Here is a 14,371-nt window from a genome sequence, read left to right on the forward strand (position 1 = left end):
GGGCTCTCGCCCGGCCGGTGCGGATGCTGTCGCCGCCGGCTGCAGTCAGCCAGCAGTCGCACTGAAGTCCTGCGGAAACGCCCCGGTCAGGGGCACCCTCGCCGTATCGTGTTGCCCGGCGGAGGGGGCCTGAATTGGCTGAGTTGTCGGGTGGGGGCGGTCCGAGGTTCGGGGTGCTCGGTCCGGTCACGGCCTGGCACGGCCCGAATGAGTCGCGGGTCGGCTCGGCGAAGCACCTGCGGCTGCTCGCGGTGCTGCTGCTGCACGTCAACGAGCGGGTGGACCGCGACCGGATCATCGAGCTGGTCTGGGGCGGCGAGCCGCCGCGCAGCGCCGTCAACCTGCTGCAGAAGTACGTGGGCGAACTGCGCCGGGCGTTCGGGGTGGACGGTCCTGAGCTGCTGCCCATCGCCGGCGGTTACCGGCTGCGGCTGCGGACCGGGCAGCTGGACAGCACCCGGTTCGCCGAACTGGTGGACACCGCGCGGGCCAAGTGGGCCGACGGTGACCTCGTCGAGGCGCAGGCGCTCCTGCGGGAGGCCCTGGCGCTGTGGCGCGGCCCGGCGTACGACGGTTTCGACGCCGAGATCGTGGACACCGAGCGGGCGCGGCTGGACGAGTTGCGCATCAGTGCCCTGGAGGACCTGGCCGAGATCACGCTGGCCCGTGGGCAGCACGACATCGCGGCCGCCGAGCTGGCCCGGCTGACCAAGGAGCATCCCTACCGGGAACGCCTCCGTGAGCTGCAGATGATCGCGCTGTACCGGCAGGGCCGGCGGGCCGAGGCGCTCGCCGTGTTCGACACCGTGCGCGTGCTGCTGGCCGATGAGCTCGGCATCGACCCGGGCGTGCGGTTGCGCCGTTGCCACGAGCTGATCCTGCGCGGCGATCCGGAGCTGGAGCCGGGCGCGGAGTCGGCCGAGGCGCCGGCGCCGGCCATGCCGGTGCGCCAACTGCCGTTGGAGGTGTCGGACTTCGTCGGCCGGACCGAGCAGGTCGCCGAGGTGACCGCGGCGCTGCGCGCCCGCACCCCGGACGGGCCGCCGGCGATCGTGGCCGTCGCGGGCGGCCCCGGCGTCGGCAAGTCCAGCCTCGTCGTGCGGGCCGCGCACCGGGTCAGCGCCGAGTTTCCAGACGGGCAGCTCTATTTCGACCTCGCGGGCACTTCGGACACGCCGCAGCAGCCGGCGCAGCTGCTCGCCGAGGCGCTGCGGGCGCTGTCCGTGGCCGGCAACGCGATCCCGGACCGGCTCGCCGAGCGGGCCGCGCTCTACCGCTCGCTGCTGGCCGACCGGCGGATGCTGGTCGTGCTGGACGACGCCGGCGACGCCGAGCAGGTCCGCCCCATGCTGCCCGCGACCGGCGGGTGCGCGGTCCTGATCACCAGCCGGACCCTGCTCACCGAACTGCCCGGCGCCCGGCAGATCGACCTGGACGTGCTCAGCCCGGCCGAGGCGGGCGAACTGCTCACCGGCATCGTCGGGCCCGACCGGATCGCCGCCGAACCCGCTGAGACGGCGGCGATCCTGGCCCACTGCGGCAACCTGCCGCTGGCCATCCGGATCGCCGGCGCCCGGCTGGCCGGCCGGCCCGCATGGTCGCTGCGGGTGCTGCGGGAACGGCTCACCGACGAGTCCCGGCGGCTGACCGAGCTGCGCATCGGCCATCTCGGCGTCCGCGCCAGCGTCGAACTGAGCGTCCGGCTGCTGCCCGCCGACGCCGCGCGAGCGCTGAGCCTGCTCGGACTCCTTGGCGCGCACACGCTTCCGGGCTGGATCGTCGGGCCACTGCTGGGCCGTCCCGACGCCGACGACGTCCTGGACGCCCTGGTCGACGCCAGCCTGCTTCGGCTGACCACCACCGACGCCATCGGCCAGCCCCGGTACCGGCTGCACGACCTGATTCGCGCCTACGCCGTCGAATCCGCCGCCGGCATGCCGTATCGCGAGCGTCAGGACGCGATCGTCCGCGTGCTGGGCGCGTGGCTGTCACTGGCCGAGCGGGCCACCGACCTGATGCCCACCAGCCTGCTGTCGCTCGGGCCCGGTTCCGCGCCGCGGTGGCCGCTAGCCGACGAGACCGCCGGCCGGCTCGTCGCCGATCCGCTCGGGTGGTTCGACGCCGAACGGGAAACCCTGCTCGGGGCCGTCCGCCTGGCCGCCGAGTGGCGCCTCGACGAGTTGGCGTGGGAGCTCGCCGCCAGCGCCGTCACCTACTACGACCACCGCTGCCAGCACGAGGACTGGCAACTGGGACACCACATCGCGCTGGACGCCGTGCGCGAAGCCGGCAACCTGCGCGGGGAATCCGTGCTGCTGCGGGGACTCGGCCAGGTGCACATCTACCGTGACGACTTCGCCGAGGCCGAGCTGGCCCTGAACACCGCGCGCGACCGGTGCCAGCGCACCGGCGACAAGCTCGGCGACGCACTGGCGCTGGCCATGCTGGGCGCGGTGAACCGGGCCCAGGGCCGACACGACGAGGCGCTGGCGCAGCTCCGGCACGCGCTGGTGATCGCCGTCGCCGACCAGGCCCGGCACATGGAGGCGCACCTGCGCTGTTCCATCGCGCTGATGCTGCTGGCGCAGGGCGATGTCGACGGGGCCGCCGAGTGGTTCGACGAGTCGCTGCGCCAGGCCACGGCCCTGGGCGACCGGCATCGGGTCGCCGTCGTGCTGCGTCGCCAGAGCACCCTGTACGACCGGCGTGGCGACCCCGCCGCGGCCCTGGACTGTCTGGCCCGGGCCTTGGACACGTTCGTCGAGCTCGCCGACGAACGCTGCGCCGCCTACACCCTGCTGGAGGTCGGCCGGGTTCATGTCGGTCAGCGCGACCGCGGACCCGCCGCCGAGGCGCTGGAGTCCGCCGCCGCCGTTTTCAGCCGCCATGGCGACCGACGGGACGAGGCCGAGTGCTGGCGGCTGCTCGCCGAGCTCGACCTGCTGCTCGGCGAGTCCGACACCGCCCTCGGCCACTACGACCGCGCCCTGCGTCTGTGGCAGACCGTGGGCGACGCCGACCAGATCACCGCAGCCGTCGCCGCCCTGGCCCCGGGAGCGCCTTAGGCCCGAGTGCCGAGCAGGCCTCTGAGCTGGTTGAGCAGGTCGCTGCGGGTGTCGCTGCCGAGGCGCTGGCGCATCCGGGCCACGTGGTACTCCACGGTCTTGGCCGAGATGAACAGCTTCTCGCCGATCTGCTTGTACGTCAGGCCGCTGACGACCAGCTCGGCCACCTCCCGCTCCCGGTCGGACAGGGTGGTGGCGGAGTCGGCGAGCGGGGTCTCCTGGGTGGGCTCCTGCTGCCGGCCCTGGATGATCCGGGCGCAGTCCAGTAAAGCGACCATCGCGGTCCGGTCGGTGGTGCGGATGGCGGCTTGGCCGGCGAGGCGGGCCCCGTCCCAGACCAGGCCGGCGGCAGCCAGGGCCCGGGCCGAGGACTCGGTCTCGTCGGCGTCGACGTCGCCGGCCAGCAGCCTGACCCACACCCGGGCGGCGTCGGCGACGGCCGCGCAGTAGGGGTGGGCGGGGGCGAACGCGGCGAGGTCGGCGGCGTGCCGGCCGGCGTCCTCGGGATGCTCGTCCAGGACGGCGGCGTGCATCCGGTTCCACGACAGGGACGTGGACCACAGCGGCGGATTCCCCAGCTGCTGCAACAACTCCGTGGCCTGTCCCAGGTGCGGGGCCAGCCGCTCGGTGTCGTGCAGACGTCCGGCGGCGACGGCCAGCTCCCCCAGCGGCAGCAGGGCGAACAGGTCGGCGGGGTGCCGGACGATGGCCTCCCGGGCCCGGTCCCACACGGTCCGCAGCGCGGACAGGTCGCTGTCCCGGCGGGCCAGCCCGATCTCCAGGCCGGTGGCGAGCAGCCAGTCCCGCGGCTCGACCGGCCCCGTGGCGGTGGCGGCGGCGACCAGGTCGGCCCGGGCGGCGTCGAAGCCGCCGCGCAGCATGGCGGTCCAGCCCCGCAGCAGCAGATGCCGCCGCAGGGCGATGGCGCCGCCCATGCCGGAGTCGATGGCCCGCCGCAGGACGGATTCGGCGACGGCGAACTCGCCGCAGTGCATGGCCACCAGCGCGGCCAGGGCGGCCGGGGTGTCGGGCAGCAAGACGTTGCGCCCCAACGGTTCGATCAGCACGGCGGCCCGGGTCAGGGTGGCCAGGGCGGTGGTGGCCGACCCGGTCACCGACTCCCGGATGCCCTGGGCCAGCTGCCGCGCGGCCCCGGCCAGCAGGGTGGGCGGCCCGCCGCTGCCGGGCTGCGACAGCAGTTCGTCGGCCTCGGCCAGCCGGCCGGTGCCGATCAGCCCCAGCGCCGCGAACGGGACGGCCGAGCCTTCGCCGGCCCAGCGGTACAACTCGGTGCTGCTACCCAGCAGCCCCCGATGGGCCAACACGGCGGCAGCGACGCTGGCCCCGTGGGCGCGGTCGGCGGCGGCCTCGGCGGCGATGGCCTGGTCAGCTAGACGTAAGCCGCCGTCCAGGTCTCCGGACAGCGCCGCCGCCTCGGCTCGCCGCGCCGCCAACGCCAACGCCGGCTCGCCGGCGTCGACCGCTGCGGCGAACAGCTGCGCGGCCAGGGCCGGCGACTCGGCCAGCGCCTCGTCCCCGGCGGCCTTGAACGCGGACGCGAACAGCGGCCCGCTCACCGGCTCGCCCAGAAGCGGTCGAATCAGCAGCGGGCGGACCAGTGGCAGCAACGGACCGCTGCGGGCCAGCTGAATCTCGATCAGCCGCTGGTGCAGGCCCAGCCGCCGCTCCCACGGGCTCAGCGCGACCAGCGCCCGCTGCGCTATCGGCAACAACATCCCGTAGTCGTCGACCAGGCCGCTGGCCCGGGCGCCGTCCATGGCGTCGCCCAAGGCCTCCAGGTCCAGCCCCAACAGCGAGGCCAGCAAGTCGGTCCGCAGGCCCGCGCCCAGGGCGGTGGCCAGCAGCAGCCGGCGCACGCCCTCGTCGAGGTTCTCCACCTCATAACGGAACGCCTCGACCGCCGTCGCCGGCACCGAGCAGTCGGGGGTCTCGGACACGGCTCGCACGAGCCGGTCGACGAACCGCGGCACGCCGCCGGTCTGCTCGCCGACCAGGTTCACCAGGTCGTCGGACGGCTTCGAGCCGAGCAGCAGCCCGGCCCGCTCGCCGATCTGGGTCCGGTTCAGCGGCCCGAGCAGCACTGGCGGCCGCACCCGGGTGACGGCGTCGACCAGCTCGGTCAGCGCCGCCCGCCGCGGCCACGGCCGGTAGGCGACGGCCAGCTGCGCGCTGCCGGAGACGGCCAGCCCCCGCAGCGCCCGCAGCCGGTCGTCGTCGAGCCGGTGGGCGTCGTCGACGAGCACGGCCGCGTCCCGCGCCGGCAGCTCGTGCCGGCCGTCGTACACCGGCACGCCGGCGTCGCGATAGAGCTGGGCCCAGCGCGTGAGCAGGGCGGTCTTGCCGTAACCGCCCGGCGCGCGAACCCCGACCACTCTCGGCGCGGACGGGTCGGCGGTGATCGACGCGTCCAGCTGCCGTAGGTCGGTTTCCAGCACCGTCACAGACCGCCCCCTATTGGGGTGTTGAAGTACTGCAGCACGAGATAGGCGCAGGCCAGCACCAGCAGCAACGTCATGATGCCGATGACCAGGCCGCGCTTGCTGGCCTTGCGGCGACGGCGACGGCCGCCACCGGTGCGCGGGGCCGCGGCGGCCAGCGCCGGCTTGGCCGGGACGAGGTCCGGGGGCTCGGTCTCCACCGACGGTCTGGCCGGCGGCTCCTCGGTCTTGTCCTCGTCGTCGAAGTCGGGGTCCTCCATCGGGAACAGCACCACGGTCTCATCGGTGATCTTGGCCATGACCACCGTCTCGGCGACCGGATTGGCCGGTTCCGGCAGCGACCGCGAGGCCAGCAGCGCGGCCCCGGCGGCCACGGTGGCCTCCGGCGCGCCGTCCACCAGCACGGGCCGGCGCAGCCGCTCCATCAGCACCTGCCGGACCAGCGGCATCCGCGCCGAGCCGCCCACCAGCACCACCGCGCCCAACCGGTCGGGCGTGAGACCGGCGCCCGACAACGCCCGCAGCAAGACATCCACTCCCTGGTGCAACAACGGCCTGATCAACTCCTCGAACTCGCCACGGGTAACCCGGACCTGCAGCGGCGAAACGACGACCTCGGCGGCCGCGGACAGGGCGTGCTTGGCCTGCACGCACTCCTGTCGCAGCTTCATGAGGTCGTCCCAGTCGGCGCCCGGGTCCGGTCTACCCGCTGTCACGAGTGCGACCAGTTCGTCGTCGAAGTCGGCGCCGGCCGGGTGCCGTGCGGTCTCGGAGCGGCCGATGATCTCGAAGCCGCCCTGGACCGGTCGCAGCAGGGTGGCTGTCACCGAGGTGCCGCCGAGGTCGTACACGGCGATCGGGGCCGGGCCGTCGAGGCGGTGCCGGGCGGCGGCGGCCACCGCCGCGGCCACCGGCTCGGGCACTAGGACCGAGTCCCCCAGGCCCACTCGGGACAGCGCCTCCCGCAGCAGGTCGATGCGGTAGGGGCCCCAGGTGGGCGGGTGCGTGACGGTGACCCGGGCCGGCCGGTCGCCGTGGTGGGCGGCCACCTGCTCGACGATGCGGTCGATGCCGGTGGCCATCAGCTCGTGGGCGTTGTGCTGGCGATTGCCCAGGACGATGGGCACGTCGTCGCCGATCCGCCCGACGAACTGGCCCGGGTCGGCCGACACCGGTGACACCGGGTGCGGGGCACCCCGGTTCGGTCCGTCAAGCCTGGTGATGGCCGCGGCGGCGCGGCTGGCGCCGACATCGATCCCTAGCGTGTACGGCAAGTGTTCCTCCGCGAGGCGCAACGGCCGGGGCTCATGTCGTGAGGGGTCAAGGTAACCCATTCGTGATCTGGGCCCGTAACGAAGGGGGTTCCCTAGTCCCCCAGCCCGGACCCCGGGCCCGATCCCTAGTGCTCCACCCGACAGGACTGGGAGTGATCCCGGATGGCGTACGGGCGGCCAGCCCCTACGGTTCGTCTCCAGCACGGCGCAGGCCGTGACTCTCCCCGTCAAGTCCCCCGATGGAAGTCAGGAGCACCACCCCATGGCCATGACGACGCTGCAAGACTTCACCCTGAAGCTGCTCAGCGACCCCGCCGCGCTGACGCAGTTCGCGAGCAACCCCGAGGGTGTTCTGCAGTCCGCTGGCCTCGGCGACATCACCGCCGCCGATGTGCACGAGATCCTCCCGCTTGTCATGGACTACGCGCCGACCCACGTGGTCGAGGCGTTCGAGCAGACCGTCGCCGGCGCGGTGCCGGGCCTGCCGGCCGCCGGCGCCATCGACACCCTCCAGCAGCTGGCCCACCAGCTGACCGTCGCCCTCCCGGTCGACGCCCTCCCCGTCGGTGCTCTCCCGGTCGACGGCCTCACCTCGGCCCTGCCGGTGGACGGCCTGACCAGCGCCCTCCCGGTCGACGGTCTGACCGGTGCTCTCCCGGTGGACGGCCTGACCTCGGCTCTGCCGGTCGACGGTCTGACCGGTGCTCTCCCGGTGGACGGCCTGACCTCGGCTCTGCCGATCGACGGCCTGACCGGTGCTCTCCCGGTCGACGGCCTCACCTCGGCCCTGCCGGTCGACGGCCTCACGGGCGCCCTGCCCGTGGACGGCCTGGCCGGCGCGCTGCCGGTGGACGGCGTCGAGCGCGCCCTCCCGGTCGACGGCCTCACCGGTGCACTCCCCGTCGACGGCCTCACCTCGGCTCTCCCGGTCGACGGCCTCACGGGCGCGCTGCCGGTGGACGGCCTGACCTCGGCTCTGCCGGTCGACGGCCTGACCGGTGCCCTGCCGGTCGGCGCTCTGCCGGTCGCCGGCCTGCCCACCCTGCCCAACCTGCCGCTGGACGGCCTCACCGGCGCCGTTCCGGCCGTGCCGGGCCTGTCCGCCCTGACCGACCCGACCGCGCTGGTCGACGAGGTCCGCGGCGCGGCCGCCAACCCGGCCCGCTCCCTGGACCAGGTCCAGCAGCTGGCCTCTCAGGTGCCGGTCGTCGCCCAAGGCGGCATCCCGGCCGTTCCGACCGCCGAGACCCTGGTCGGCACCGTCACCAACGTGGCCGCCACCGCGGGCGCCGACGTGACCCGGACGCTGGACACCACCACCCACACCGTGGCCGGCGCCACGGCCAACGTGCCGGTGGCCGGCAAGATCGTGGCCGACGCCAGCGGTCACGTGAACTCCGCGGTGCACGCGGTGGACGTGGACGGCCTGACCAAGACCGTGGCCGGCACGGCCAACCACATCACCGACATCACCAAGATCGCCGCCAGCGACCCGATCCACGTCGTCACCAGCATCGCGCACGACCCGATCAGCGCGGTGACCAGCGTCGCCAACGTGTCGCACACCCTGGACACCGTCAACACGGTGGCCAACACGGTGCACGGCGACCAGGTGCTGCAGCACGTGACCACCGGCGTCGACGCCACGGTCAAGGACATCAACATCGGCAACGACAACCACATCGGCGACATCGGCAACGTGAACCTGGGCGGCGTGCACGTCGACGACGTGACCCACAACCTCGACGTCACCCACCTGCCCGGCTTCTGATCGCCACTGCTCCGAACGCCGGCGACTGACTCCAGGCCGGGCCCGCTCCCTCAGCGTGGGCCCGGCCTGGTGTGCATCACCCGATCGGAGAGGACACAATCTTTCGGGTGATGACCATGACGGCCCTCGATGTGATCGACGAGGCGCTCCGGCAGCCGGCCATCGGCCGCCGGCGCGACCTGACCAGCAGGCTCAGCCGCCTGCGGGGCAGACTCGCCGACCCGGCGATCCGGGTCGTCGTGGTCGGTGGGCTCAAGCAGGGCAAGAGCCACCTGGTCAACGCGCTGCTGGGCGTGTCGATCTGCCCGGTGCACGACGACGTGGCCAGCGCCGCCCCCGCGGTCATCCGGCACGCCGAGCAGCCCTGGGCGGCGGTGGTGCGGCCCGGGCAGCAGCGGCTGGAAGCCGTGGCGATGGAGCAGGTCGCGCAGGAGATCAGCGCCGGCGGGGTGGTCCGGGCCGAGGTCGGGGTGCCCCGGGCCGTCCTGTCCGGCGGACTGGTCATCGTGGACACACCGGGCGTGGACGGCCTGCGGTCCGAGCACACCAGTCGCACGCTGGCCGAGCTGGCCGAGGCCGACGCAGTGCTGGCGGTGACCGACGCGCTGACCGAGTTCTCCCCCACCGAGCTGCAGTTCCTGCGGTTCGCCACCACCATCTGCCCCAACGTGCTGGGCGTGGTGACCAAGACGGACCTGAGCCCGCGCTGGCGGTCGCACCTGGAGCGCAACCGGATGCTGATCGCCGAGGCCGGGCTGGCCATCCCGCTGGTGGCGGTGTCCTCGGTGCTGCGCGAGCGCGCGTTGTCCACCGGCAGCACCGATGTCAACGCCGAATCCGGTTTTCCCGCCCTGGTGGGATATCTGGAGAACACGGTCAAGGCGCAGGCCGGCCTGCTGGCCCGGCGGTCGGCCTCGGAGGCGATCCTGGCCGTGACCGAGCAGGTGTCGCTGGGGCTGCGGGCCGAACTGTCCACCCAGGACCCGTCCTCGCTGGCCGGGCTGGAGGACGCCCAGCGCGCGGCCGAGCTGCTGCGCCGGCAGTCCGCGCGCTGGCAGAACATGCTGATGGACGGCATGGCCGACCTGATGTCCGATGTGGACCACGATCTGCGCGAGCGGACCCGGATCATCCTGCGGCACACCGACCAGGCCTTCGACAAGGCCGACCCGGCCAAGACCTGGGACCAGTTCTGCGACTGGCTGGCCGACAAGCTGACCGACGCCGTGCTGCGCAACTACGACTGGACCGTGGAGCGCACCCACTGGCTGGCCCAGCGGCTGGCCGAGCAGTTCGACGAGGAGAGCCGCGGCACCCTGCCGGAACTGGGTTTCCGCGATCCGGCCTCGGTGCTGGAGCGGATGGGCGGGCTGCTCACCCCGGACCTGGCCCCGCCGGGCATCGCCAACAAGGTGATCACCGGCCTGCGCGGCTCGTACAGCGGCATGCTGATGTTCGGCCTGCTGACGAGTTTGATGGGCATGCCGCTGGTCAACTTCGTGTCCGTAGGCGCGGGTGCGGTGATGGGTGCGAAGACGTTGAAGGAAGAGCGGGACGCGCAGCTCAAACGGCGGCAGGCGGTGGCCAAGACAGCCGTACAGCGGCACGTCGACGAGCTGGTGTTCCAGGTGGGCAAGCACAGTCGGGACGCGCTGCGGCAGGTGCAGCGGCGGCTTCGGGAGCACTTCACCGAGCAGGCCGAGCAGTTGCAGGACGCGCTGAGCGATTCCATCCGGCGGGCCCGCGAGCTGGCCACGGCCGACATCCAGGCCCGCAACCAGCGCAACCAGACCATCACCGAGGAGATCAACACGTTGGTGGCGCTCCGGCAGCGCGCCCAGGCCCTGGCGCTGACCTCGTGATCACCCAGGAGGTGCTCACCGAGGACGCCCGGGCCATGCTGGAGTGGGCGCTGCGGCTCTACCGCGCCAGCCCCAAGGCGGTGAACTTCCTCACCCAACAGAGGCAGCTGTTCGACGAGCCGCTGCGGGTCGGCGTCACCGGCCGGGCCAAGGCCGGCAAGTCCACCCTGCTGGACGCCCTGGACGAGGAGGACTTCGTCGAGGGGCACACGTCCGATGTGGACGCCGTGCTGCACCTGACCGGGCCGGTGCGGGCCGAGGACCGCCAGGCCCTGCAAGGCAATCCGCTGCCGGTGAACACGATCGTCGTGCTGTCGCGGGCCGATGAGCTCGGCGGCGGCCGGGTGGACGCGATGACGTCGGCCAAGATGGTCGCCCGCCGGCTGCGCGCCGAGCCCGAGCTGGGCGAGCTGTGCCAGGATGTCGTTGCCGTGGACGGACTTCTGGCCGTCGCGGGCCGGACCCTGACCGACGACGAGTTCGACGCCCTGGCCGCGCTGGCCGCCCTGCCGCGCGAGGAGCTGGACGAGCTCGTGCTGTCCACGGACCGGTTCCTGAACCCGTCGCTGGAAGATGTGGTGCTGCGGCAGGGTTTGCTGGAGCGGCTGGGCCTGTTCGGCGTGCGCCTGTCCACCACGCTGGTGCGCCGCGGCTACGGCGATCCCAGCCGGCTGGCCGCGGAACTGGTGCAGCGCAGCGGTTTGAACGACCTGCGGCTGGCCGTCCAGCTCCACTTCACCGAGCGGGCTCCGGTGCTCAAGGCCCGGTCCGCGCTGGTCGCCGTGGAGACGGTGCTGCGGGCCGAGCCCCGCCCCGACGCGCGTGGCCTGCACGCCGAGGTCGAGCGGATCCAGGTCACCACCCAGGACTTCCGGGAGCTACGGCTGCTGGCCGCGTTGCAGACCGGCCGGGTCGCGCTGCCCAGCGAGATCACCGCCGAGGCCGAGCGACTGCTGGGCCGCGGCGGCACCAGCCCGGCCAGCCGCCTCGGTTTCGGCCTCGACGATGACCAGGACCTTCTTCAGCTGGCGCTGAGCGTGCTGGACCGCTGGCAGGCCTACGCCTCCAACCCGGTCTGGCGCCGCGCCCAGACCGACGCCGCCAAGACCGTGGTCCGCACCTGCGAAGGCATCATCGACACCCTCGCCCGCCACTGACACCCCCGCGAGTCACGCTCTCAGACACACCGAAACGCGGGTTTCAGTCATCCGCCTGAAACCCGCGTTTCGGTGTGCCGCTGTGCTTGTGCCGCGCGTTCCGCGCGGGGGTTCCACAGTGGAGTTCGAGCAGGGGGAGGACTATGTCGTCGATGATCTCGGTGATGGCCAGGTCGTCGACGAGCACCCCGTAGAGCATGGCCTCGGTGCGGAGCAGGTCGAACGGCAGGCGGAGGACGCGGTCGCTGATCTGGTCGGTGCGCAGCTCGCCGCGCTGGACGGCCCGGGTGAGCAGGGGGCGGATCAGCTCGACGACCTCGCCTTGGCGGAGGCGGCTGCGCAGCTCGGCGAACACCTCGGGGTCGCGGAAGGTCTCGGTGATGAGGCCGGGCAAGGTGTCGCCGGGCATGCGGCGGTAGCGGCGGATGCCACGGCCGACGACTTCGAGCAGGTCCCCGCGCAGCGAACCGGTGTCGATGTCCTCGTCCTTGAGCGGCAGGTTGTGGGCGAGCGCGGCGATCACCAGCTTGGCCCGGGTCGGCCAGCGGCGATAGATCACCGGCTTGCTGGTGCCGGCCCGGGCGGCCACGTTCTCCATGGTCAGCTTGGGGTAGCCGACCTCGAGCAGCTCCGCCCACGCGGCGGTGAGCAGCGCGTGTTCCAGTTCCTCGCCGCGTCGCCGCGCGCCGGTCATGGGACTCCCGATTAGATCCGTTGCGTTTCTTGTCCGGGGAGTCTAGCCTCGAAATGAAGATACGATCCGTTTCTTACAGTGGTGGGGGACTGCTCATGACCGACACCATCCCAGACCTCCCGGTGACCCGCAGCTGCCCGTTCGACCCGCCGGACGGGGCCGCCGAGCAGCGCGAACGCGGCCCAGTGGCCCAGGTCCGACTGCCCGACGACAGCACCGCGTGGCTGGTCACCGGCCACGCCGAGGCCCGCGCGCTGCTGGCCGACCCGCGCGTGTCGTCCGACCGGGGCCGGCCCGGCTTCCCGGTGCCGGTGGCGGCACTGGCCCGCAACCGGCCGACCAACATGAACGCCACGCTGATCGCCAACGACCCGCCGGTGCACACTCGGCTGCGGCGCATGGTGATCCCGTCCTTCACGGTGCGCAAGATCGCCGCGCTCAAGCCCAAGATCGAACGCATCGTCACCGAGCGGCTGGACGCGATGATCGCCGCCGGGCCGCCGGCCGACCTGCTGGCCGACTTCGCGCTGCCGGTGCCGTCCACGGTGATCTGCGAGCTGCTGGGCGTGCCCTACTCCGACCACGAGTTCTTCGAGGAGCAGTCCCGCCGCCGGCTCGACGCCGACGGCGACGCCATCCTCAAGCTCATCACGTACCTGCACGACCTGGTGGCCAAGAAGATCGAGAACCCGGGCGAGGGCCTGCTCGACGACCTGATCGCCGAGCAACTGGCCGAGGGCCGCCTGGACCACGACGAGCTGGCCACCATGGGCATGGTGATGCTGATCGCCGGCCACGACACCACCGCCAACATGATCTCGCTGGGCACCATGCTGCTGCTCAGCAACCCGGACCAGCTGGCCAAGGTGCGGGCCGACGAGGCGGCGGTCCCGGCCGCCGTCGAGGAGCTGCTGCGCTACCTGACGATCGCCGGCACGCTGACCCGGCAGGCCACCGAGGACATCGAGCTCGGCGACGTGACGATCAAGGCCGGCGACGGCGTGCTGGTGGCCAGCGCCATCGCCAACCGGGAGGAGTCCGACGAGCTGGACGTGGAGCACCCGATGCGCCACCACCTGGCCTTCGGCTTCGGCATCCACCAGTGCCTCGGCCAGAACCTGGCCCGCGCCGAGCTGGAGATCGCCTTCACCCAGCTGTTCCGACGCATTCCGACACTGCGCCTGGCCGTGCCGGTGGACGAGGTGCCGCGCCGGCCGATGGCCCTGCTGTCCGGGGTCACGGAGCTGCCGGTCACCTGGTGACGGTACTTGAAATTTGAACAACCTCCCGCCTATCCTGTTGAATGTTCAACGAACTAGGCGGGAGGTTGTCCCATGCGTCTGCCCACCCTGTACCTCAGCCACGGCGCGCCGCCGCTGGCCGACGACCGGCTGTGGACCGGCCAGCTGGCGTCGTGGTCGAAGGATCTGCCCAGGCCCGAGGCGATCCTGATGGTCTCGGCGCACTGGGAGGAGGCGCCGCTGAGCCTGTCGGCCACCACCACCGTGCCGCTGGTCTACGACTTCTGGGGTTTCCCGCAGCACTACTACGAAGTCCAGTACGCCGCCCCCGGCGCGCCGGCGCTGGCCAACCGGGTCCGGCAGCTGCTCGGCGGGCAGGTGCACGACGTCCCCGAGCGCGGCCTGGACCACGGCGCTTACGTGCCGCTGGTGGAGATGTACCCGGACGCCGACGTGCCGGTGCTCCAGATGTCCATGCCCACACTGGATCCCGGGCAGCTGATGGAGATCGGCCGCAAGCTCGCGCCGCTGCGCGACGAGGGCGTGCTGATCGTCGGCAGCGGCTTCTTCACGCACAACCTGCGGGCGCTACAGGCCGCCGGCACGCCGACGTGGTCGGCGGAGTTCGACGACTGGGGCCACCGCGCGCTGGACAGCGGCGACCTTGACTCGTTGCTGGACTTCGAGCACAAGGCCCCGGCCGGCCGGCTCGCGCACCCGCGCACCGAGCACTTCGCACCGCTGTTCGTCACGCTCGGCGCGGGCGAGGACGAATTGACCACGCAGCGCACGGTGATCGACGGCTTCTGGCACGGCCTGGCCAAGCGCTCGATCCAGATCGGCTGACC

General features: G+C 72.7%; 9 protein-coding genes. 6 read left to right on the plus strand and 3 right to left on the minus strand.

Annotation, left to right across the window (positions count from 1 at the left end):
* Positions 1-134: 134 nt before the first annotated feature.
* A complete protein-coding gene (locus JJ691_RS26870; protein ID WP_211762416.1) occupies positions 135-3,065 on the plus strand; it encodes an AfsR/SARP family transcriptional regulator in 2,931 nt (976 codons plus the stop codon).
* Here the strand turns inward: JJ691_RS26870 and JJ691_RS26875 are convergent.
* The gene (locus JJ691_RS26875; protein ID WP_249227032.1) at positions 3,062-5,527 is read right to left on the minus strand and encodes a helix-turn-helix transcriptional regulator; all 2,466 of its coding nucleotides are present in this window, start codon (positions 5,525-5,527) and stop codon (positions 3,062-3,064) included. The two genes, JJ691_RS26870 and JJ691_RS26875, sit on opposite strands and share 4 nt — an antisense overlap.
* Positions 5,524-6,798 (minus strand): Hsp70 family protein, encoded by a 1,275-nt coding sequence (locus JJ691_RS26880; RefSeq protein ID WP_211762417.1) that lies wholly within the window; start codon positions 6,796-6,798, stop codon positions 5,524-5,526. Before JJ691_RS26880 ends, JJ691_RS26875 begins: the two co-directional genes overlap by 4 nt.
* 268 nt (positions 6,799-7,066) lie before the next feature.
* On the opposite strand from JJ691_RS26880, the gene JJ691_RS26885 reads away from it, so the two are divergent.
* The 3 genes from JJ691_RS26885 (at position 7,067) to JJ691_RS26895 (ending at position 11,588) form a co-directional block, all read left to right on the plus strand.
* Positions 7,067-8,569, plus strand: coding sequence for an IniB N-terminal domain-containing protein (locus tag JJ691_RS26885; RefSeq protein WP_211762418.1), 1,503 nt, complete (start codon positions 7,067-7,069; stop codon positions 8,567-8,569).
* Between the two features lie 116 nt (positions 8,570-8,685).
* The gene (locus JJ691_RS26890; protein ID WP_211762419.1) at positions 8,686-10,431 is read left to right on the plus strand and encodes a dynamin family protein; all 1,746 of its coding nucleotides are present in this window, start codon (positions 8,686-8,688) and stop codon (positions 10,429-10,431) included.
* Entirely contained in the window at positions 10,428-11,588 is a 1,161-nt protein-coding gene (locus JJ691_RS26895; RefSeq protein WP_249227033.1) for a hypothetical protein, read from the plus strand. The genes JJ691_RS26890 and JJ691_RS26895 overlap by 4 nt, the downstream gene beginning before the upstream one ends.
* A 43-nt stretch (positions 11,589-11,631) precedes the next feature.
* Here the strand turns inward: JJ691_RS26895 and JJ691_RS26900 are convergent, their stop codons facing one another.
* A complete protein-coding gene (locus tag JJ691_RS26900) occupies positions 11,632-12,282 on the minus strand; it encodes a TetR/AcrR family transcriptional regulator (RefSeq protein WP_211762420.1) in 651 nt (216 codons plus the stop codon).
* Positions 12,283-12,377: 95 nt separating this feature from the next.
* Here JJ691_RS26900 and JJ691_RS26905 point away from each other — a divergent pair, with 95 nt between their 5' ends.
* Together JJ691_RS26905 and JJ691_RS26910 are read left to right on the plus strand one after the other, a co-directional pair.
* Positions 12,378-13,544 (plus strand): cytochrome P450, encoded by a 1,167-nt coding sequence (locus JJ691_RS26905; protein ID WP_211762421.1) that lies wholly within the window; start codon positions 12,378-12,380, stop codon positions 13,542-13,544.
* Positions 13,545-13,616: 72 nt separating this feature from the next.
* Complete coding sequence (locus tag JJ691_RS26910) at positions 13,617-14,369, plus strand: dioxygenase family protein (protein WP_211762422.1); 753 nt, start codon at positions 13,617-13,619, stop codon at positions 14,367-14,369.
* The last annotated feature ends 2 nt before the right edge of the window (positions 14,370-14,371 follow it).

This window comes from Kutzneria sp. CA-103260, assembly GCF_018263855.1.
Lineage (GTDB): Bacteria > Actinomycetota > Actinomycetes > Mycobacteriales > Pseudonocardiaceae > Kutzneria.

What these genes read in the sequence shown, in the direction of transcription:
- JJ691_RS26885 (WP_211762418.1), top strand. Translation starts at nt 7,067, where the DNA reads ATGACGACGCTGCAAGACTTCACCCTGAAGCTGCTCAGCGACCCCGCC.
- JJ691_RS26905 (WP_211762421.1), top strand. Translation starts at nt 12,378, where the DNA reads ATGACCGACACCATCCCAGACCTCCCGGTGACCCGCAGCTGCCCGTTC.
- JJ691_RS26900 (WP_211762420.1), bottom strand. Translation starts at nt 12,282, where the DNA reads ATGACCGGCGCGCGGCGACGCGGCGAGGAACTGGAACACGCGCTGCTC.
- JJ691_RS26890 (WP_211762419.1), top strand. Translation starts at nt 8,686, where the DNA reads ATGACGGCCCTCGATGTGATCGACGAGGCGCTCCGGCAGCCGGCCATC.
- JJ691_RS26910 (WP_211762422.1), top strand. Translation starts at nt 13,617, where the DNA reads ATGCGTCTGCCCACCCTGTACCTCAGCCACGGCGCGCCGCCGCTGGCC.